The organism is Billgrantia sp. Q4P2 (genome assembly GCF_052806135.1).
Map to the genome: position 1 here is coordinate 42,995 of NZ_JBRBAI010000014.1, position 20,755 is coordinate 63,749.

The 20,755-nt window shown below is 66.0% G+C and carries 14 protein-coding genes; 8 read left to right on the forward strand and 6 right to left on the reverse strand.

The window, feature by feature from the left end; translation table 11 throughout:
- Positions 1-3: 3 nt before the first annotated feature.
- The 5 genes from ACUY1T_RS19445 to ACUY1T_RS19465 form a co-directional block, all read right to left on the reverse strand.
- The gene (locus ACUY1T_RS19445) at positions 4-987 is read right to left on the reverse strand and encodes a sugar kinase (protein ID WP_446025210.1); all 984 of its coding nucleotides are present in this window, start codon (positions 985-987) and stop codon (positions 4-6) included.
- A complete protein-coding gene (locus tag ACUY1T_RS19450; RefSeq protein WP_446025211.1) occupies positions 984-2,054 on the reverse strand; it encodes a LacI family DNA-binding transcriptional regulator in 1,071 nt (356 codons plus the stop codon). The genes ACUY1T_RS19445 and ACUY1T_RS19450 overlap by 4 nt, the downstream gene beginning before the upstream one ends.
- 168 nt (positions 2,055-2,222) lie before the next feature.
- Complete coding sequence (gene fba, locus ACUY1T_RS19455; protein ID WP_446025213.1) at positions 2,223-3,287, reverse strand: class II fructose-bisphosphate aldolase; 1,065 nt, start codon at positions 3,285-3,287, stop codon at positions 2,223-2,225.
- Between the two features lie 71 nt (positions 3,288-3,358).
- Positions 3,359-4,525, reverse strand: coding sequence for a phosphoglycerate kinase (locus ACUY1T_RS19460; RefSeq protein ID WP_446025214.1), 1,167 nt, complete (start codon positions 4,523-4,525; stop codon positions 3,359-3,361).
- 43 nt (positions 4,526-4,568) lie between these two features.
- A complete protein-coding gene (locus tag ACUY1T_RS19465; protein WP_446025216.1) occupies positions 4,569-5,609 on the reverse strand; it encodes a type I glyceraldehyde-3-phosphate dehydrogenase in 1,041 nt (346 codons plus the stop codon).
- Positions 5,610-5,855: 246 nt separating this feature from the next.
- Between ACUY1T_RS19465 and ACUY1T_RS19470 the strand changes: the two genes are divergently transcribed.
- The 3 genes from ACUY1T_RS19470 (at position 5,856) to ACUY1T_RS19480 (ending at position 7,955) form a co-directional block, all read left to right on the forward strand.
- Positions 5,856-6,317: an Hsp20/alpha crystallin family protein gene (locus tag ACUY1T_RS19470; protein ID WP_446025217.1), complete on the forward strand. Its 462-nt coding sequence runs from the start codon at positions 5,856-5,858 to the stop codon at positions 6,315-6,317.
- A 52-nt stretch (positions 6,318-6,369) separates the two neighbouring features.
- Positions 6,370-6,759 carry an Hsp20/alpha crystallin family protein gene (locus ACUY1T_RS19475; protein ID WP_446025218.1) on the forward strand — a complete coding sequence of 130 codons (390 nt, stop codon included), beginning with the start codon at positions 6,370-6,372 and terminating at the stop codon, positions 6,757-6,759.
- A gap of 143 nt (positions 6,760-6,902) precedes the next feature.
- Positions 6,903-7,955, forward strand: coding sequence for a class I fructose-bisphosphate aldolase (locus tag ACUY1T_RS19480; protein WP_446025220.1), 1,053 nt, complete (start codon positions 6,903-6,905; stop codon positions 7,953-7,955).
- Positions 7,956-8,037: 82 nt separating this feature from the next.
- Here ACUY1T_RS19480 and tkt read toward each other — a convergent pair whose 3' ends face one another.
- Positions 8,038-10,029, reverse strand: coding sequence for a transketolase (tkt, locus tag ACUY1T_RS19485; RefSeq protein WP_446025221.1), 1,992 nt, complete (start codon positions 10,027-10,029; stop codon positions 8,038-8,040).
- A 320-nt stretch (positions 10,030-10,349) separates the two neighbouring features.
- Here tkt and metK point away from each other — a divergent pair, with 320 nt between their 5' ends.
- The 5 genes from metK (at position 10,350) to lpdA (ending at position 20,697) form a co-directional block, all read left to right on the forward strand.
- Positions 10,350-11,570, forward strand: a complete 1,221-nt coding sequence (gene metK, locus ACUY1T_RS19490) for a methionine adenosyltransferase (RefSeq protein ID WP_446025222.1) — start codon at positions 10,350-10,352, stop codon at positions 11,568-11,570.
- A 549-nt stretch (positions 11,571-12,119) separates the two neighbouring features.
- Entirely contained in the window at positions 12,120-14,390 is a 2,271-nt protein-coding gene (locus ACUY1T_RS19495; RefSeq protein WP_446025223.1) for an NADP-dependent malic enzyme, read from the forward strand.
- A gap of 49 nt (positions 14,391-14,439) precedes the next feature.
- A complete protein-coding gene (aceE, locus tag ACUY1T_RS19500) occupies positions 14,440-17,109 on the forward strand; it encodes a pyruvate dehydrogenase (acetyl-transferring), homodimeric type (protein ID WP_446025224.1) in 2,670 nt (889 codons plus the stop codon).
- Positions 17,110-17,271: 162 nt separating this feature from the next.
- On the forward strand, positions 17,272-18,573 hold the full coding sequence (aceF, locus tag ACUY1T_RS19505; protein WP_446025225.1) for a dihydrolipoyllysine-residue acetyltransferase: 1,302 nt from the start codon (positions 17,272-17,274) through the stop codon (positions 18,571-18,573).
- Positions 18,574-18,585: 12 nt separating this feature from the next.
- Complete coding sequence (gene lpdA / locus ACUY1T_RS19510) at positions 18,586-20,697, forward strand: dihydrolipoyl dehydrogenase (RefSeq protein ID WP_446025226.1); 2,112 nt, start codon at positions 18,586-18,588, stop codon at positions 20,695-20,697.
- The last annotated feature ends 58 nt before the right edge of the window (positions 20,698-20,755 follow it).

The window sequence follows — 20,755 nt, forward strand, 5'->3', positions numbered from 1 at the left end:
CAGTTACGGTAAGTCTGGCAGATGACACTCGAGTTCGATCAGACGCTCGCGGCTCGGCAGGCCCTCCATGTCGCCTTGCACCTGGACGGCCTGGGCGCCGATCAGGTTGCCGCGGCGCGCAGCGGCCTGCGGCGAGAGGCCGTCGAGCAGGGCGCTGATCACGCCCACGGCGAAGCCGTCACCGGCGCCCACGGTATCCACCACGTGCTCGACCCGGAATCCCGGCACTGTGGCTTCGGTCTCGCGGCCTTCCAGCACGCCACGGTAGTAGGCGCCCTCGGGGCCGAGCTTGAGGAATACGGCCTTGGCGCCACGCTCGAGGTAAAAGCCGGCGATGTCGCGGGGCGTGTCGTGCCCGGTCAGCAGGCGGCCCTCGGCCAGGCCCGGCAGCACCCAGTCGGCTTTCGCCGCCAGCGCATTGAGCGTCTCGCGCATTTCCGCCTCGCTGGGCCACAGGCTGGGGCGCAGGTTGGGGTCGAAGGAGATGCGCCCACCATGGGCTCGGGTCCGGTCCAGCATGTGCTGGGTAAGCTCCCGGCAGCTGGCGGAGAGTGCCGGAGGAATGCCGGTGGCATGCAGGTGGCGGGCGGCAGTGAAGTCCACCTTGGCGGCATCTTCCGGAGACAGCTGGCTGGCCGCGCTGCCGCGGCGGAAGTACTCCACCCGTGGGTCGGCGCCGCCCTCGGCGCGCTCCTTGAACACCAGACCGGTAGCGTGGGCGGGATCATCGCTCAGGTAGCGACAGTCCAGCCCTTCCGTTTCGAGCTTGCGACGCACGTAGGTACCGAAGCCGTCGCTGCCGACACGGCTGAGCCAGCCAACCCGGAAGCCGAGTCGGGCCAAGCCGATGGCGACGTTGGTATCGGCGCCGGCGATGCCGCGGCGGAAGCACTCCACCTCGGCCATCGCACCGGGAGTCTCGGCCACGAACAGGGCCATGGCTTCGCCAAAGGCGAGCACTTCCGGGGGGAGCGTGTGGGTGTTCATGGCGTCTCCTTGGTGTTGTCTTTGACGTTGTCGAAGTCGGGGCCGGTGCCGGGTAGGCGGGTCGAGCCGCGCGCGATCAGCGTCGGCGGAAACAGGGTGCGGCGGGGCGGCAGTGCGGACCCGTCGTCGAGTCGCGCCAGCAGCTGCTGCACGGCGGTGCGCCCGATGGCCTCGGTGGGCTGCGCCAGGGTGGTGATGCCGGGCGGCACGAGGCTGCACCAGTCGAGTTCGTCGATACCCAGCAGGCCGACCTCGCCCAGGCGAATGCCCAAGGCCTGCAGGGCGCGGGTGGCCGCAAGGGTCACGTTGCCGTTGGCGCAGAGCACGGCGGCGGGGTGGCTGGGGCGGGCGAGAAAATCCCGCAAGACCTGCTGGATGGCGTTGACGTCGAGGGCAGGGTCGTGGCGCTCGCCGTAGAGTGCCGGCTCGTCGACCAGGCGCTGCTCGAAGCGTTGCCAGCGCTGCTGGCGCGGGCTGGCCTGACCCACCGGCTCGCTGAGAAACAGCAGGCGGCGATAGCCCTGCTGGCGCAGGTGGTCGATCGCCATGTCGATGGCCAGGGCGTTATCGAGCCCAACCCTGTCGGCTTCGAGCTCCTCCAGCCAGCGGTCGAGCAGCACCAGCGGCAGGCCCTGCCCGGCCAGTTCCTGCAGCTCATGGGCGGGGCTACCGGCGGCGTTGATCACCAGCCCCTCGACCCGATAGGAGGCTAGCAGGGCCAGGTGGGAGCGCTCCTGGGCGGGGTCGTTATCGGTGTTGGCTACCAGTAGCGAAAAGCCGCGCTCGCGGCAGGCTTGCTCAACGCCATGCATCACCGCCACCGAGTAGGGATTGCGAATGTCCGCCACCAGCATGCCGAGCAGACGCGAGCGGCCGCCCTTGAGGCCGCGGGCGATCTGGTTGGGGCGATAGCCGAGCTTGTGGGCGGCCTCACTGATGCGCCGCTGCAGCGCCGGCGAGAGCCGCTCGCGCTCGCCGCTGAAATAGCGTGACACGCTGGTCTTGGAGGCGCCGGCTGCGAAGGCCACTTCGAGGATGGTGGCGTGCCGGGTAGGTCGAACAGGCATGACGTCTCTCGAAATGGGAACGTTCCCATCCTAGGCGGCATGAGCCGCGTGAGCAAGCTCGAGAGTGAGTGAGCGATGTCGATTCGGGTGAGCGAGTGAGGAAGGCGGGACTGGTGCGGAAAAGAGAAGGGCGGCCTGGGGCCGCCCTTGCCGATTCAGGCGAGACGTTTACTTAACCTTGGGGTCCAGCTCGCCACGCGCGTAGCGCTCGAACATCGCCTCGAGGCTGATCGGCTTGATGCGGCTGGCGTTGCCGGCGGTGCCGAAGGCTTCGTAGCGGGCGATGCAGACGTCGCGCATCGCGGTCACCGTTTCCTTGAGGTACTTGCGCGGGTCGAATTCGCTGGGATTGTTGGCCAGGAAGCGGCGCACCGCCCCGGTGGAGGCCAGGCGCAGGTCGGTATCGATGTTGACCTTGCGCACGCCGTGCTTGATGCCCTCGACGATCTCTTCGACCGGCACGCCGTAGGTCTCGGGGATCTCGCCGCCGAACTCGTTGATGATGGCGAGCCACTCCTGCGGTACCGAGGAGGAGCCGTGCATCACCAGGTGGGTATCGGGGATGCGGGCGTGGATCTCCTTGATGCGCTGGATCGAGAGGGTGTCGCCGGTAGGCGGCTTGGTGAACTTGTAGGCGCCGTGGCTGGTACCGATGGCGATGGCCAGGGCATCGACCTGGGTCGCCTTGACGAACTCGGCGGCCTCTTCCGGGTCGGTGAGCAGCTGGTCGTGGGAGAGCACGCCCTCGGCGCCGATGCCGTCTTCCTCGCCGGCCATGCCAGTCTCCAGGCTGCCCAGGCAGCCCAGCTCGCCCTCTACCGAGACGCCACAGGCGTGGGCCATCTCGACGGTGCGGCGGGTGACGTCGACGTTGTAGTCGTAGTCCATCGGCGTCTTGCCGTCCTCGCCCAGGGAGCCGTCCATCATCACCGAGGAGAAGCCGAGCTGGATCGAGCGCTGGCATACCGCGGGAGAGGTGCCATGGTCCTGGTGCATCACCACCGGAATGTGGGGGAACTCCTCCACCGCAGCGAGGATGAGATGGCGAAGGAAGGGCGCGCCAGCGTACTTCCGCGCACCGGCTGAGGCCTGGACGATGACCGGGGAGTCGGTTGCGTCGGCCGCTTCCATGATGGCGCGCATCTGTTCGAGGTTGTTGACGTTGAAGGCTGGAATGCCATAGCCGCGCTCGGCGGCGTGGTCCAGCATCTGGCGCATGCTGATCAGTGCCATGTACTCACCTGTCTCTCTACAGTCTGGGGCGATGGGGCGCCGCCCGGTGCGCCGGGCGGCATTGGATTGGGTCAGCGTGCGGCGGCATCTTCCAGCGCTTTCACCGCGGGCAGGGTCTTGCCCTCGACGTACTCGAGGAAGGCGCCGCCGCCGGTGGAGATGTAGGAGACCTGCTCCTCGATCCCGTACTTGTCGATGGCGGCCAGGGTGTCGCCGCCGCCAGCGATGGAGAAGCCGTTGCTTTCGGCGATGGCCTGCGACAGTGCCTCGGTGCCCTTGCCGAACTGGTCGATCTCGAACACGCCCACCGGGCCGTTCCACAGGATGGTGCCGGCGTCCTTGAGCAGCCCGGCCAACCGCCCGGCGGTCTCGGGACCGATGTCGAGGATCATCTCGTCGTCGCCCACCTGGTCGACGGGCTTGATCACGGCCTCGGCCGAGTCGGAGAACTCGGTGGCCACTACCACGTCGGTGGGCAGCGGGATCTCGACCTTGGCCATCAGCGCCTTGGCCTGCTCGACCAGGTCGGCTTCATACAGCGACTTACCCACGTTGTGGCCCGCCGCGGCGATGAAGGTATTGGCGATGCCGCCGCCGACGATGAGTTGGTCGCATTTCTCGGAGAGGGCGTTGAGCACCTCGAGCTTGGTCGAAACCTTGGAACCGCCAACGATGGCGACCATGGGCCGCCTGGGCATGGCCAGGGCCTTTTCCAGGGCATCGAGTTCGACGGCCAGCAGCGGGCCGGCGCAGGCCTGGGGAGCGAAGCGCGCCACGCCATGGGTGGAGGCCTGGGCACGATGGGCGGTGCCGAAGGCATCCATCACGTAGATGTCGCACAGTGCCGCGTATTGCTGCGAGAGAGTCTCGTCGTCCTTCTTCTCGCCCACGTTGAAGCGCACGTTCTCGAGCAGCACCACCTCGCCGTCGGCCAGGTCCTGGGCGGTATCGAGATAATCCTCGACCAGGCGCACCGGTCGGCCGAGCAGCTCGCCCAGGCGTTCAGCTACCGGTGCCAGCGAGAACTCCTCGGCCGGCTCGCCTTCGGTCGGGCGCCCCAGGTGGCTCATCAGCATCACCTTGGCGCCGGCCGTCGTGGCGGCCTGGATGGTCGGCAGGCTGGCCCGCAGGCGGGCGTCACTGGTCACCTTGCCGTGCTTGACGGGTACGTTCAGGTCCTCGCGGATCAGCACGCGCTTACCGCTGAGGTCGAGGTCGGTCATCTTGAGCACGTTCATCGGGCGTCTTCCTTCCTTGTGTGAGGGAAACCGAGGCCGGGGATCACCGGGGCACCGCGGGAAGCGCCGCCATGCGCTGGGCGACGTCGAGCATACGGTTGGCAAAGCCCCACTCGTTGTCGAACCAGCACAGCAGCTTGATCAGGCGATTGCCCGCCACCCGGGTCTGAGTGGCGTCAACGATACCCGAGCGAGGGTCGTGGTTGAAGTCGACCGAGGCCGTGGGTTCCTCGCTGTAGCCGAGCAGTCCGGCCAGTGGCCCGGCGCTGGCCCTGCGCAGCAACGCGTTGACCTCGGCGGCCGTGGTGTCGCGGCGTACGCAGATCGACATGTCCATGGCCGAGACGTTGATCGTCGGTACGCGCATGTGCAGGCATTCGAAGCGCCCGGCCAGGTGCGGCATCAGGCGGTTGATGCCGCGGGCCAGGCTGGTGTCGACGGGCACGATGGAGTGCATCGCCGAGCGCGTCAGGCGCAGGTCGGTCTGGTGGTAGGCGTCGATCACCGGCTGGTCGTTCATTGCCGAGTGCACCGTGGTGGTCACGCCGTGCTCGATGCCGAGCGCCTGGTCGAGCACGGTGAGTACCGGTACCAGGCAGTTGGTAGTGCACGAGGCCGCCGAGACGATGCGCTGCTCGGCGGCAAGCTCGCCGTCGTTGATGCCGCAGACGATAGTGGCGTCGACGTCGCTCTCGGCGGGCTGGGAGAACAGCAGGCGGCCGGCGCCGGCTTCGAGATGACGCTCGGCGGTGGCGCGATCCTTGAAACTGCCCGAGCACTCCAGCACCAGGTCGATGTCGAGCTCATTCCAGGGCAGATGCTTGGGCTCCTGTTCGGTCAGTATCCGGATGGGCGAACCGTCGACGATCATCCGGCCCTCGGCCGTTTCCACGTGCCCGGGAAAGCGGCCATGGGTGGTGTCGTAGCGGGTCAGGTAGGCGATGGTGGCCAGGTCGGAGAGCTCATTGATCGCCACCACCTCGAGCGCCGGCTCGCCGGGTCGGTTCGACTGGCGCTCCAGCAGCGCGCGCAGCACGCACTGGCCGATACGACCGTAACCGTTGATGGCGATGCGCTGAGGCATGGTGGGCGGGCTCTCCTGCCGACTGAAAGCGGCGATTCTAGCGCATTTTCGGCGCATTTGCCCACGTGGCCTGCGGATGAGGCCGCGCCATGCAGGGGGCGTCAATCTGGGTCGGGGATGTCTTGAAAAACGTTGGGGCGACCCTATAAGAAAGGTTACGGCACCGGCGTGGCCCTGTGCCCTCGGTGCCGCGGTTCGGGTTGACCCGCAACATCCAAAAGCCTGATAGCGTAGGAGGTGTTCGATATGTTCGGAGATCTCAGGCGTTTCGATACCGGCGTTACACCGGGGGCGGACTGGTTCCGCCAGTGGCTCGACGAGGTCTTTTCGGAAGACGGTGCGGCGGACATTCGCTCGGTGCCGCGCGGCAGCTTCCCGATGATCAACGTCGGTCGTACCGATGATGCCGTTCGCGTCTACGTGCTCGCGGCCGGCCTGGCCAACGACGATCTCGAGATCAGCGTGCAGGACAATGTGCTGACCCTGAGAGGGCGGCGTGACGCCCTGCCCGGGGAGCGCGACGAAGGCCGCAAACGGCCCTGTTTCCGTCGCGAGCGCTTCGATGGCGAGTTCGTGCGCTCCATCGGTTTGCCAGAAGGCATCGACGTAGAGCGTGCCGAGGCACGCTGCCACGACGGCGTGTTCGAGATCCACCTGCCCAAGCGTGAAGAGCTCAAGCCGCGTCGCATCGAGGTGCAGACGCACTGAGTCGAATGGTGGGAAACAGGAGAACCGATCAGCACGTCAGGAGGTGATGGACATGAACGAAGTCGCACGTCATGAATCGCAGGCCGGTGTGCCCGCACGCGAAAGGCGCAGCCTGGCGATGCGGCCTCCCGTGGACATCTACGAGGAGGACAACGCCCTGGTCGTGGTTGCCGACATGCCCGGGGTCGCCCGGGACGGGCTGAACGTCGAAGTCGATGGCAACCTGCTGAGCATCGAGGGTGAGATTCGTATCGACATGCCCGAGGGCATCACCGCGACCTATGCGGAAGCCAAGGCTCAGCGCTATGCCCGGCGCTTCACGCTCAGCCACGAGATCGATACCGCCGCCATCGAGGCGCGCCTGGAGAAAGGCATTCTCCACCTGCGCCTGCCGAAGAAGGAACGGCATCGCAGCCGGCGGATCGAAATCCAGGCCGCTTAGCACGAAGGCCGATTCGGGGAAAGTATTCTCCTGAAGCGCCCTTTCCCTGTGAAAGGGCGCTTCCGTTTGCAAGCAAGGCGCACGCTCGGTACGGTTTTCACTACGCTGGGAATAGCGATTCACGACACCATGGAGAGGAAGACATGACCGACATACCCCAACTGCTGGGTGACGATGCCGAGTATCTGCTCGATCACCGTTGCCGTGGCTTTCCCCGCGAACAGTTGCACCTGCCGGGGCCGGACTTCGTCAGCCGGGTGGTGGCCGACAGCGACCGCAGCCCGGCGGTGATGCGCAGCCTGCAGGCGCTATTCGATTATGGCCGCCTGGCCGGCACCGGCTACCTCAGCCTGCTGCCGGTGGACCAGGGCATCGAGCACTCCGCCGGCGCCTCGTTCGCCCCCAACCCGCGCTACTTCGATCCGGCCAACATCGTCGAGCTGGCCATCGAGGGCGGCTGCAACGGTGTGGCCTCCACCCTGGGCGTGCTGTCGTCGGTGGCGCGGCGCTATGCCCATCGCATCCCGATGATGCTCAAGCTCAACCACAACGAGACGCTGAGTTATCCGGCGCTTTACGACCAGACCCTGTTCGCCGAGGTGGAGCAGGCCCACGACATGGGCTGCGTGGCGGTTGGCGCGACCATCTACTTCGGTTCGCCCGAGAGTCGCCGTCAGATCATGGAGATCAGCGAGGCCTTCGAGCGTGCTCACCAACTGGGCATGGCCACGGTGCTGTGGGCCTACCTGCGCAACCCGGGTTTCAAGCACGAGGGCAAGGACTACCACGTGGCGGCCGATCTCACCGGTCAGGCCAACCATCTGGCGGCGACGATCAAGGCCGACATCGTCAAGCAGAAGCTGCCCGAGACCAACGGTGGCTATCAGGACATCGGCTTCGGTCATACCCACGCCAAGGTCTACAGCGAGTTGACCTCCGAGCACCCCATCGATCTGGCCCGCTATCAGGTGGCCTGCTGCTACATGGGTCGCGCCGGGCTGATCAACTCCGGCGGCGGCTCCAAGGGGCACTCGGACCTGGGCGAGGCGGTGCGTACCGCGGTGATCAACAAGCGCGCCGGCGGCATGGGGCTGATCTCTGGACGCAAGGCGTTCCAGAAACCCATGAGCGAGGGCGTCGAGCTGCTTCATGCCATTCAGGACGTGTACCTGGACAAGGGCGTGACGGTGGCCTGAAACCTCCTCGGGGGCGAAGATAGCGAAAGGGCACGACCGCCAGGTCGTGCCCTTTCTTGTTACCGCTAACCGACCCCGACTATCAGCCGAGCAGCTCCTGGGCCTGAGCGACCACGTTCTCGACGGTGAAGCCGAAGTGCTTGAACAGGTCGCCCGCCGGCGCGGATTCGCCGAAGGTGGTCATGCCGATCACGCGGCCGTCGAGGCCCACGTACTTGTACCAGTAGTCGGCGTGGCCGGCCTCGATGGCGAGGCGCTTGGTCACCGACTTCGGCAGCACCTTGTCGCGGTACTCGGCGTCCTGACCGTCGAAGCGGTAGGCCGAAGGCATCGACACCACGCGTACCGCGCGGCCCTGACCTTCCAGCTCGGCGGCGGCGTCCATCGCCAGCGCTACCTCGGAGCCGGTAGCGATCAGGATCAGCTCGGGCGTGCCTTCGCACTCCTTCAGTACGTAGGCGCCACGCTGGATTTCGGCCAGCTGTTGCTTGCTGCGTTCCTGGTGCGGCAGGTTCTGGCGCGATAGCACCAGCGCGGTGGGCCCCGAGTTGCGCTTGATCGCGGCGTCCCAGGCGGCGGCGGTTTCGACTGCGTCGCAGGGGCGCCAGGTGCACAGGTTGGGCGTGCTGCGCAAGTTGGTCAGCTGTTCGATCGGCTGGTGGGTGGGGCCGTCCTCGCCCAGGCCGATGGAGTCGTGGGTGAAAACGTAGATGGCGCGCTTGCCCATCAGTGCGGCCATGCGCACCGAGTTGCGCATGTACTCCATGAAGATCAGGAAGGTGGCGCCATAGGGAATGAAGCCCCCATGCAGCACGATGCCGTTCATGATCGCGCCCATGCCAAACTCGCGCACGCCGTAGTGCAGGTAGTTACCGCCCGGATTCTCGCGGGAAATCGGCTTGGCACCGCTCCAGAAGGTCAGGTTGGAGGGGGCCAGGTCGGCGCTGCCACCGAGCAGTTCCGGCAGCTGCGGGCCGAGTTCGTTGAGGCACAACAGCGACGCCTTGCGCGTGGCGATGGTCTCACCCTGCTGCTGCATCTTCTCGATGAAGGCCTCGCTGGTGATCTCCGCCGGCAGCTGGCACTGGGTGCGGCGGTTGAACTCGCGGGCGAGTTCGGGATGCTCGTCGCGGTAGCGGGCGAAGCGGGCCTGCCAGTCGTCCTGCTGGGCCTGCCCCTGTTCGCGGGCATCCCAGCCCTGGTAGATCGGCTCGGGCACGTGGAACGGTGCGTGTGGCCAGTCGAGCTGCTTGCGCGCGGCGGCGATTTCCTCCTCGCCCAGCGGGGCGCCGTGGCACTCCTCCTTGCCCTGCTTGTTCGGGGCGCCGAAGCCGATCACGGTCTTGCAGATGATCAGGCTCGGCTTCTCCTCGTGGCTGCGGGCCAGCTCGATGGCGGCCTTGACCTGTTCTGGATCGTGACCGTCGACGTTGGGCACCACGTGCCAGCCGTAGGCCTCGAAGCGCTTGGCGGTGTCGTCGGTGAACCAGCCCTCGACCTCGCCGTCGATGGAGATGCCATTGTCGTCGTAGAACACCGTGAGCTTGCCCAACCCCAGGGTGCCGGCCAGGGAGGACACCTCATGGGAGATGCCCTCCATCATGCAGCCGTCACCGGCGAAGCAATAGGTCTGATGGTCGACGATGGTATGGCCGGGGCGGTTGAACTGCGCCGCCAGGGTCTTCTCGGCGATGGCCATGCCCACGGCGTTGGCCAGGCCCTGGCCCAGCGGACCGGTGGTGGTCTCCACGCCCGGCGCATAGCCGAACTCAGGGTGGCCGGCAGTCTTGGAGTGCAACTGACGGAAGTTGCGCAGCTGCTCGAGCTCCAGTTCGTAGCCGGTCAGGTGCAGCAGCGAGTAGAGCAGCATCGAGCCGTGGCCGTTGGACAGCACGAAGCGGTCGCGATCAGGCCATTTCGGGTCGTTGGGGTTGTGCTTGAGGTAGTCGTTCCACAGCACTTCGGCGATGTCTGCCATGCCCATCGGGGCGCCGGGATGGCCGGACTTGGCCTTCTGTACGGCATCCATGGACAGGGCGCGAATGGCGTTGGCCAGTTCGAAACGGGATGGCATTTGGGTAAGCTCCTCGCCTGCGGCAGAATGGGGCAAGTCAACGGCGGCCTGCCTGGCCTGCCGGTAGCGTTCTGGCTGGGCGCCGCAGGAAGGTACGGCGCGGTCGAATTCGGCCGCCTATTGTCGCCGACTTGCCGCCGTGCATCAAATGACGGGTGCCTCCCCGGGTGGCAGCATGTAAACTCTGGTCCCCATGGTGCTGTGTGCCCGCCCGGCAGGAAGCTGGGGAGTACGCAGCTCGAGGTCCGTCATTCCGGTTCGACGGTGCCGCTGCGCCTTGCCGATATACAGCCTGCCGATACACAGAAGGGTCGACACGCATGAGCGAATACTCCCTGTTCACCTCCGAATCCGTGTCCGAGGGGCACCCGGACAAGATCGCCGACCAGATTTCCGATGCGGTGCTGGACGCCATCATTGCCCGCGACAAGCATGCCCGGGTGGCCTGTGAGACGCTGGTCAAGACCGGGGTGGCCATCGTTGCCGGTGAAATCACCACCTCTGCCTGGGTCGACCTGGAGGAACTGGTGCGCCAAGTCATCATCGATATCGGCTACACCTCCTCGGAGGTAGGGTTCGACGGCGAGACCTGCGGCGTGCTCAACCTGATCGGCAAGCAGAGCGTGGACATCGCCCAGGGGGTGGATCGTAGCAAGCCAGAGGATCAGGGAGCGGGCGACCAGGGCCTGATGTTCGGTTACGCCACGAACGAGACGGAGTCGTTCATGCCGGCACCGATCCACTATGCCCACCGCCTGGTCGAGCGCCAGGCCGAGCTGCGCAAGCACGGCCTGCTGCCGTGGCTGCGCCCGGATGCCAAGAGCCAGATCACCTTCCGCTACGACGAGGCGGGCCAGCCCTGCGGTGTCGAAGCGGTGGTACTGTCGACCCAGCATGCACCGGAGATCGACCAGGAGGAGCTGCGGCGCATGGTCAAGCGCGAGATCATCGAAGAGGTGATCCCCGCCGAGTGGCTCACCGAGTCGACCAAGTTTCACATCAACCCCACCGGCAAGTTCGTCATCGGCGGCCCGGTGGGCGATTGCGGTCTGACCGGGCGCAAGATCATCGTCGACACCTACGGCGGCATGGCACGCCACGGCGGCGGCGCCTTCTCCGGCAAGGATCCTTCCAAGGTCGACCGCAGCGCCGCCTACGCCGGGCGCTACGTAGCCAAGAACGTCGTCGCCGCGGGGCTCGCCGACAAGTGCGAGATCCAGGTCTCCTACGCCATCGGCGTGGCCGAGCCCACCTCGGTGTCGATCAACACCTTCGGTACCGGCAAGGTGGACGAGGCGCGCATCATCGAGCTGGTGCGCGAGCACTTCGACCTGCGCCCCTTCGCCATCACCCGCATGCTCGACCTGCTGCACCCGATGTACCAGCTCACCGCGGCCTACGGCCACTTCGGCCGCGACCCCTTCGAGGCCAGCTATCGCTGGACCGATACCAACGGCCAGGAGCATACCGAAACCTTCACCGCCTTCCCCTGGGAGCGCACCGACCGTGCCGCGGCGCTGCGCCAGGCCGCCGGTTTGTAGTAATCACTCGTCCAGGTACGCAATGACAGGCCCCGCCGGCATCGCCGTGCGGGGCCTGTTGCTATGGTGGGGAACACAAGGGCCGAGGGCACAAGGGAAGACGCAAGCTGCCTGTGCGGGAATGCGCACGACGCATGGGGCGCATACTACCGCTGCCGGTCCCTTCCGCGAGGATAATTCGTAGGCAGGGCAGTCGCTTCCGTTGCTGTGCGGAAATTCGTATGCCGAATTCGCCGATTGTGCACATTTCCAGTCAAATCCGGGCTGCCAGCGTTGCGACCAAAGTCGTATGTCGATTCGCTAAGCGCTTGAAAGCCATTTTATTCATTCATTTAGGCGCATTGGTTGCTGAGCGCAGACTGCGCCCCATGAGACGCGCGGCTCCTAGAATGACAATGGGCACGGCATGACGAGCTGAGTGCGGCGTAGAGGGAATTGTGATGTGGCCAGAGGAACCGGCCTGGCAACAAACAGTTCGAGGGCGATCGGCAAAGCGATCATTTACTCCTCTATCGCCGCGATGAGTGAAAGCGAGAAGAGGCGAAGCACATGGCAGACGATTTGCGCGACAGCGCCTTGCAGTATCACCGATTTCCCCGCCCCGGCAAGCTGGCGATCCAGGCGACCAAGCCCATGGCCAGCCAGCGGGACCTGTCGCTGGCCTATTCGCCCGGCGTGGCTGCGGCCTGCGAGGAGATCGAACGTGACTCCCTGATGGCGGCCGAGTACACCGCCCGCGGCAATCTGGTGGCGGTGGTCAGCAACGGCACGGCGGTGCTGGGGCTGGGTGCCATCGGCGCCCTGGCCTCCAAGCCGGTGATGGAAGGCAAGGCCGTGCTGTTCAAGAAGTTCGCCGACGTGGATGTGTTCGACATCGAGATCGAGGAGCGCGACCCGGACAAGCTGGTCGAGATCATCGCCGGCCTGGAGGCCACCTTCGGCGGCATCAACCTGGAAGACATCAAGGCACCGGAGTGCTTCGAGATCGAGCGGCGCCTGCGCGAGCGGATGAAGATCCCGGTCTTCCACGATGACCAGCATGGTACCGCCATCGTCTCGGGGGCAGCCCTGCTCAACGGCCTGCGGGTGGTGGGCAAGGAGCTCGGCGACATCCGCCTGGTCTGCAACGGCGCGGGCGCGGCGGCCCTGGCCTGCCTGGACCTGGCGGTCTCCCTGGGGGTGCGTAAGGAGAACATCCTGGTCTGCGACCGCACAGGCGTAGTCCACACCGAACGCACCGAGGACATGGATCCCTACAAGGCGCGCTACGCGGCCTGGACCGAGGCCCGCACCCTGGCCGATGCCGTCAACGGAGCCGATGTCTTCTTGGGTCTCTCGGCTGGGGGCGCTCTCAAGCCGGAAATGGTGGCGACCATGGCCGATCGCCCGTTGATCCTGGCCATGGCCAACCCCACGCCGGAAATCATGCCGGAGGAGGCCAAGGCGGTACGCCCGGATGCGGTGATCGCCACCGGACGCTCGGACTACCCCAACCAGGTCAACAACGTCCTGTGCTTTCCGTTCATCTTCCGGGGCGCCCTGGATTGCGGCGCCACCACCATCAATGAGGAGATGAAACTGGCCACCGTCAAGGCCATCGCCGACATGGCGACCACCACGGTGCCAGAGACGGTGGCGGTGGCCTATGGCGGGCAGGCGCTGACCTTCGGCCCGGAATACATCCTGCCCAAACCCTTCGACCCGCGCCTGATCGATACCATCCCGCCGGCGGTGGCCAAGGCCGCCATGGAGAGTGGCGTGGCCACTCGGCCCATCGCGGACCTGGAGGCCTATGCCCGCTCGTTGTCACGCCTGGTCTACCGCTCGGGCAACGTGATGGAGCCGGTGTTCGAGCGGGCTCGACAGAACCCTCTCCGCTTGCTGTATGCCGAAGGCGAGGACGAGCGCGTCCTGCGCGCCATGGAGGTCTGTGTCAGTCAGCGCTATGCCAAGCCCGTACTGATCGGTCGCCGTGCGGTCATCGAGGCCCGCATTGAGGAATTGGGGCTGCCAGTGACGCCCGGCGTCGATTTTGAGCTGATCGACGCGCAGGACTATCCCGACTGCACTGAGCTGGCCAGTGAGTACCACCAGCTGATGGGGCGGCGTGGCGTCCATCCCGAAGCCGCCGAGAAACGCGTCCGCAGCCGGTCTACCATCCTGGCCTCGCTGCTGCTGCGCCGGGGCGAAGTGGATGCCATGATCGCCGGTCCGGTAGGCACCTACCATGAGCACCTGGACCTGGTGCTGGACGTCATCGGTTTGCGCGAGGGCGTCAGCACGCCTGCTGCCCTGCAGCTGCTGATCCTCGAGCGGACCACGCTGTTCATTGCCGACCCCTTCGTCAACTACGATCCCGATGCCGGCCAGATCGCCGAGATCACCCTGCTGGCCGCGGAGCAGGTTCGCCGTTTCGGCATCACGCCCCGGGCCGCCCTGGTTTCCCACTCCAATTTCGGCAGTTCCGACTTCGCCAGCGCCGACAAGATGCGCCAGGCACTGGCGCTGATCCGGGAGCGCGCCCCGGATCTGGTGGTGGACGGCGAAATGCAGGCCGACTCGGCGCTCTCCATGGGCGTACGCGGTCGCATCCTGCCCGGCTCGCTGCTCGAAGGCGAGGCCAACCTGTTGATCATGCCCAACCTGGACTCGGCGAACATCGCCTTTACCGCCTTGAAGGTGCTGGGCAACGGCGTGTCCGTGGGACCCATCCTGCTGGGGGCCGCCAAGCCGGTGCATGTGCTCAACCGCACGGTCACCGCGCGGGGTATCGCCAACATGAGCGCCTTCGCCGTGGTCGAGGCACAGACCTATCGCTGACAGCGATTGTAAACAACAAGTCCGAGCCAATGATCAAGGGAGACGACCCATGGCCTTCGATGACTACAACGACTTCGATCCCCAGGAAACCCGGGAGTGGCAGGAAGCCGTCGACGTGGTGGTGGAACGGGTGGGGCCCGAGCGGGCCACCTACCTGCTGCACAAGGCGGTAGAGGAAGCCTACCGAACCGGGGCCGAGGCGCCGGATACGACTCGTACGCCCTATGTGAACACCATACCTCCCCACAAGGAGGCCAAGCTGCCCGGCGACGCGGCGTTGCTGCAGCGGCTGATCGCCTACCTGCGCTGGAACGCCATGGCCATGGTGGTGCGCGCCAACAAGAAACCCGCCGAACCCGGCGGGCATATCGCCAGCTACCAGTCCTCGGCGGTGATGTACGAGGTGGGCTTCAACCATTTCTGGCAGGCCCCCAGCGATGGCCACGGGGGCGACATCATCTACTTTCAGGGGCACTGCGCCCCGGGCATCTACGCACGGGCTTTCCTGGAGGGGCGGCTCACCGAGGAGCAGCTGGAGAACTTCCGCCTGGAAGTGGATGGCAAGGGGATCTCCTCCTATCCCCACCCCTATCTGATGCCGGACTTCTGGCAGGTCTCCACCGTCTCCATGGGGCTGGGGCCGATCATGGCCATCTATCAGGCCCGCTTCATGAAGTACCTCCAGAACCGCGGGCTGGCCGATACCGAAGGGCGCAAGGTGTGGGCCTTCCTCGGCGATGGCGAGATGGACGAGCCCCAGTCCCAGGGGGCCATCGCCCTGGCCAGCCGCGAGAAACTGGACAATCTGATCTTCGTGATCAACTGCAATCTGCAGCGCCTGGACGGTCCGGTGCGGGGTAACGGCAAGATCGTTCAGGAACTGGAGGGCAACTTCCGGGGCGCGGGCTGGAACGTCATCAAGTGCCTGTGGGGGTCGGGCTGGGACGAGCTGCTGGCCAAGGACACCAAGGGGCTGCTGCGCCAGCGCATGGAGGAGTGCGTCGACGGCGAGTACCAGAACTTCAAGGTCAAGGGTGGCGGCTACATCCGCGAGCACTTCTTCGGCAAGTATCCGGAGCTCAAGGAGATGGTCGCCCACATGTCGGACGACGACATCTACTACAAGCTGATCCGCGGTGGCCACGACCCGCAGAAGGTCTACGCGGCCTATCACGCGGCGGTCAACACCCAGGGCAAGCCCTCGGTGCTGCTGATGAAGACCGTCAAGGGCTACGGCATGGGCGAGGGCGGCGAGGGTCAGAACATCACCCACCAGAAGAAGAAGCTGGGTGAGGACAACCTCCGCTACTTCCAGAAGCGCTTCGATTTACCCCTCAGTGACGAACAGGTCACCACGGCGGCCTTCTTCAGGCCGCCGGCGGAGAGCGACGAGATGCAGTTCCTGCACGCGCAGCGCAAGGCACTGGGCGGCTACCTGCCCCAGCGCCAGCGCAACGGCGATCGGCTCGAGGCGCCCCCCCTGGAGATGTTCAAGCAGGTGCTGGCGGACACCGGTGAGCGCACCATGTCCACCACCATGGCCATGGTGCGCATCATGGTCTCCCTGGCCCGGGACAAGACCCTGGGGCCGCGGCTGACCCCGATCGTCGCCGACGAGTCGCGCACCTTCGGCATGGAGGGCATGTTCCGGCAGATCGGTATCTATGCGCCCGAAGGGCAGAAGTACGTGCCCATGGACGCCGAGGAGATCATGCCCTACCGGGAGGACCGCAAGGGCCAGATCCTGCAGGAGGGCATCAACGAGGACGGGGCCATGTCGTCGTGGATCGCCGCCGCCACCTCGTACAGCAATCATGGGGTCACCATGATCCCGTTCTACATCTACTACTCCATGTTCGGCTTCCAGCGCGTCGGGGATCTGGCCTGGGCGGCCGGCGACATGCTGGCGCGGGGGTTCCTGATCGGCGGGACCTCGGGGCGCACCACCTTGAACGGCGAAGGGCTGCAGCACCAGGACGGGCACAGCCAGCTGTTCGCCCAGTTCATCCCCAACTGCATGGCCTATGACCCGACCTTCCACTACGAGGTGGCGGTGATCGTGCGCGACGGCCTCAAGCGCATGTACGAGGACCAGGAGAACGTCTTCTACTACATCACGACCCTGAATGAGAACTACCGTCATCCGGCGCTGCCCGATGGCGCCGAAGAGGGCATCATCAAGGGCATGTACTCGTTCAGCAAGGCCAAGGCCAAGGGTAAGAGCCCGCGGGTACAGCTGCTGGGCTGTGGCAGCATCCTCAACGAGGTGATTGCCGCGGTAGAGCTGCTGCGCGACGACTGGGGCGTGGCGGCCGACGTCTGGAGCTGCCCGAGCTTCAACGAGCTGGCCCGCGACGGCCATGCCGTCAAGCGCTGGAACCGGCTGCACCCCGGCAAGACACCGCGCAAGAGCTATGTCGAGCAGTGCCTGGAAGGCACCGAAGGGCCGGTGATCGCCTCGACCGACTACATCCGCATGTTCGCCGAACAGATCCGGCCCTTCGTGCCGCGGCGCTACGAGGTGCTGGGTACCGACGGATTCGGTCGTTCCGACAGCCGCGAGGCCCTGCGCCGCCATTTCGAGGTGGATCGTCATTACGTCGTCCTGGCCGCGCTGCAGGCTCTGGTCGACGAGGGCAAGCTCAAGAGCGGCAAGGTGCGCGACGCCATCGCCAAGTACGGCATCGACCCTGAAAAGCCCAACCCCCTGTACGCCTAAGAGGGCGTTTTCAAAACAGACGAACGAAGGCAAGACGAGGCAAAAATTGACGAAATAGCGGAGTTTACGCGGTGTAAATGAGCATATTGAGTCGATTTTTAACGGCGTATTGGCGAGTGCAGTCCTTTTGTAGACGCCCTCTGAGCCGAAGGAGAACAAATAGTGGCAATTCAAGAGATCAAGGTACCGGACATCGGTGATTACACCGATGTCCCGATCATCGAAATCCACGTCCAGGCCGGGGACACGATCCAAGTCGAGGACCCGCTGATCACCGTGGAATCGGACAAGGCTTCGATGGACGTGCCGGCGCCAGCGGCGGGCACGGTCAAGGAGCTCAAGGTCAAGCTCGGCGACACGGTCTCCGAGGGCAGCCTGGTGTTGCTGCTGGAGAGCGAAGCGGGGGCGGCTGCAGCAGACGGGGCGGGTGAAAAGCCCGCGGCGCCCGGCGGGAGCGCAGGACAGCAGGCGCCGCCGGTGGCGGCCGCTGCTCCGGCCGCGACACCGACGGCCTCCGCTGCCGCCCCGCCGAGCGGGCCGATTGCGGATTTCAGCCGGGTTCACGCCAGCCCCTCTGCACGCCGCCTGGCACGCGAGCTGGAGGTGGACCTGACCCGCGTGCCGCCGACCGGCCTCAAGGGGCGGGTCACCCAGGAGGACATCCGCAACTTCGCCAAGGGCGGCGCTCCGGCGGCGCAACCGGCGGCGGCCGCGTCCGGCGGAGGCGGCCTGGACCTGCTGCCCTGGCCCAAGGTCGACTTCAGCAAGTTCGGCCCGGTGGAGACCAAGCCGCTGTCGCGCATCAAGAAGATCTCCGGCGCCAACCTGCATCGCAACTGGGTGCAGATTCCCCACGTCACCAACCACGACGAGGCCGACATCACCGACCTGGAGGCCTTCCGGGTGCAGTTCAACAAGGCCAACGAGAAGGCCGGCATCAAGGTCAGCATGCTGGCGTTCATGATCAAGGCCGCGGTCGCCTCCCTGAAGCAGTTCCCCGAGTTCAATGCCTCCCTGGACGGCGACAACCTGATCCTCAAGCAGTACTACCACATCGGCTTCGCCGCCGACACGCCCAACGGCCTGGTGGTGCCGGTGATCCGCGACGCGGACCAGAAAGGCGTGGCCGAGATCGCCCAGGAAATGGGGGCGCTGGCCAAGCTGGCCCGCGACGGCAAGCTCAAGCCCGACCAGATGCAGGGCGGCTGTTTCACCATCTCCTCGCTCGGCGGGATCGGCGGGCTCTATTTCACGCCCATCATCAACGCCCCGGAAGTGGCCATCATGGGCGTGTGTCGCTCCTACTGGAAGCAGGTCTCGCCGGACGGCAAGCAGTCGGAGTGGCGGTTCGTGCTGCCGCTGTCGCTGTCCTGGGATCACCGGGTGATCGACGGCGCCGCCGCGGCCCGTTTCAACGTCCATTTCGCCAACCTGCTCGCCGACATGCGGCGCATCATCATGTGAGGAATCGACGACATGGCCAATGCAATCGAAGTCAAGGTGCCCGACATCGGCGATTTCAAGGACGTCGAGATCATCGAAGTGCTGGTCAAGCCGGGCGATGCGATCGACATCGAAACCCCGCTGATCACCCTGGAGACCGACAAGGCCTCCATGGACGTGCCGTCCCCGATATCGGGCACGGTCGCAGCGCTCAAGGTCAAGGAGGGGGACAAGGTCTCCGAAGGCTCGACCATCCTGATGCTGGAGCCGGCCGAGACCGGATCCCGGGTGGCGGACCACGAACCGCATCCGACGGTCCATAACAAAGGGGTTGGCTCGGCGGCGCCCGGCGATGCCGGCGGTGGTTATGGCGGCGGCAGCCTGGAAGAGGTTCGGGTGCCGGACATCGGCGATTTCGGCGACGTTCCGATCATCGAAGTGCTGGTACGCGCGGGCGATACCATCCGTGCCGAGGACCCTCTGATCACCGTGGAGTCCGACAAGGCCTCCATGGACGTGCCCGCGCCCAAGGCCGGCAAGGTCAGCGAGGTGCTGGTGACGGTCGGCGACAAGGTCTCGCAAGGCTCGCCGATCCTGATGCTGGAAGCGGAAGGCAAGTCCCCCGCCGCCCCACCCGCTGCCGCCGGGGGAGCAGGCGAACAGAAAGCGGCTGCGCCCGCCCCGAAGGCGGCCACCCATACCGGCGGGGCCGACCTCGAATGCGAGATGCTGGTGCTCGGCGCCGGGCCGGGCGGCTACTCGGCCGCCTTCCGGTCCGCCGACCTGGGGATGAAGACCGTGCTGGTGGAACGCTATGCCAACCTCGGCGGGGTCTGCCTGAACGTCGGCTGCATCCCCTCCAAGGCGCTGCTGCATGTGGCGGCGGTCACCGACGCGGCCAATGACCTGGCCGATCACGGCATCGCCTTCGGCAAGCCGAAGATCGATCTCGACAAACTGCGCGGCTGGAAGGAAAAGGTCGTCGGCAAGCTCACCGGGGGCCTGGCCGGCATGGCCAAGGCACGCAAGGTCCAGACGGTGCGCGGGGTAGGGAAATTCCTCGACCCGCATCACCTGGAAGTTGCCCTGACCAGCGGCGATGGCCAGGAGCCGACCGGCGACAAACAGGTGGTGAAGTTCGACAAGTGCATCATCGCCGCCGGTTCGCAGTCGGTGACACTCCCCTTCATTCCCGACGACCCCCGGGTGGTCGACTCCACCGGTGCCCTGGAACTGACCACCATCCCCAAGCGCATGCTGGTCATCGGCGGCGGCATCATCGGCCTGGAGATGGCCACGGTCTACTCCAGCCTGGGCACCCGCATCGACGTGGTCGAGATGCTCGACGGGCTGATGACCGGCGCCGACCGCGACCTGGTCAAGGTCTGGGAGAAGGTCAACACGCCGCGCTTCGACAAGATGATGCTCAAGACCCGGACCACCGCCGTGAAAGCCCAGAAGAACGGCCTCAAGGTCAGCTTCGAGGGCGACAACGCCCCCGCCGAGCCGCAGCTGTACGACATGATCCTGCAGTCGGTCGGGCGCAGCCCCAACGGCAACAAGATCGGTGCCGAGAACGCCGGCGTGGCGGTGGACGAACGCGGCTTCATCGCCACCGACAAGCAGATGCGCACCAACGTCGGCCACATCTTCGCCATCGGCGACATCGTCGGCCAGCCGATGCTGGCCCACAAGGCGGTGCACGAGGCCCATGTCGCGGCGGAAGCCGCCGCCGGCCAGAAGAGCTTCTTCGATGCCCGCCAGATTCCCTCGGTGGCCTACACCGACCCGGAAGTGGCCTGGGCCGGCAAGACCGAGGCCGAATGCAAGGCCGAGGGCATCAAGTACGGCAAGGCGGTATTCCCCTGGGCGGCCAGCGGTCGGGCAATCGCCAACGGCCGCGACGAAGGGTTCACCAAGCTGCTGTTCGACGAGGAGACCCATCGCATCATCGGCGGCGCCATCGTCGGCACCCAGGCGGGGGACCTGATCAGCGAGCTGTGTCTGGCCATCGAGATGGGCTGCGACCCGGTCGACATCGGCAAGACCATCCACCCGCATCCGACCCTGGGCGAGTCGGTCGGCATGGCCGCCGAACTGTTCGAAGGCGTCTGTACCGATCTGCCACCGCAGAAGAAGCGATAGGGAGAATGCCAGTGGACGGCTGACGCCGCCGCGCGCACGCGGCGACCCGACCTCAGCC

Bases quoted from the DNA above. Each gene is read 5' to 3' on its own strand.
- fba (WP_446025213.1), bottom strand. From the start codon at position 3,287: ATGGCACTGATCAGCATGCGCCAGATGCTGGACCACGCCGCCGAGCGC.
- ACUY1T_RS19465 (WP_446025216.1), bottom strand. From the start codon at position 5,609: ATGCCTCAGCGCATCGCCATCAACGGTTACGGTCGTATCGGCCAGTGC.
- ACUY1T_RS19445 (WP_446025210.1), bottom strand. From the start codon at position 987: ATGAACACCCACACGCTCCCCCCGGAAGTGCTCGCCTTTGGCGAAGCC.
- aceE (WP_446025224.1), top strand. From the start codon at position 14,440: ATGGCCTTCGATGACTACAACGACTTCGATCCCCAGGAAACCCGGGAG.
- ACUY1T_RS19460 (WP_446025214.1), bottom strand. From the start codon at position 4,525: ATGAACGTGCTCAAGATGACCGACCTCGACCTCAGCGGTAAGCGCGTG.
- tkt (WP_446025221.1), bottom strand. From the start codon at position 10,029: ATGCCATCCCGTTTCGAACTGGCCAACGCCATTCGCGCCCTGTCCATG.
- ACUY1T_RS19480 (WP_446025220.1), top strand. From the start codon at position 6,903: ATGACCGACATACCCCAACTGCTGGGTGACGATGCCGAGTATCTGCTC.
- ACUY1T_RS19450 (WP_446025211.1), bottom strand. From the start codon at position 2,054: ATGCCTGTTCGACCTACCCGGCACGCCACCATCCTCGAAGTGGCCTTC.
- metK (WP_446025222.1), top strand. From the start codon at position 10,350: ATGAGCGAATACTCCCTGTTCACCTCCGAATCCGTGTCCGAGGGGCAC.
- ACUY1T_RS19475 (WP_446025218.1), top strand. From the start codon at position 6,370: ATGAACGAAGTCGCACGTCATGAATCGCAGGCCGGTGTGCCCGCACGC.
- ACUY1T_RS19495 (WP_446025223.1), top strand. From the start codon at position 12,120: ATGGCAGACGATTTGCGCGACAGCGCCTTGCAGTATCACCGATTTCCC.
- lpdA (WP_446025226.1), top strand. From the start codon at position 18,586: ATGGCCAATGCAATCGAAGTCAAGGTGCCCGACATCGGCGATTTCAAG.
- ACUY1T_RS19470 (WP_446025217.1), top strand. From the start codon at position 5,856: ATGTTCGGAGATCTCAGGCGTTTCGATACCGGCGTTACACCGGGGGCG.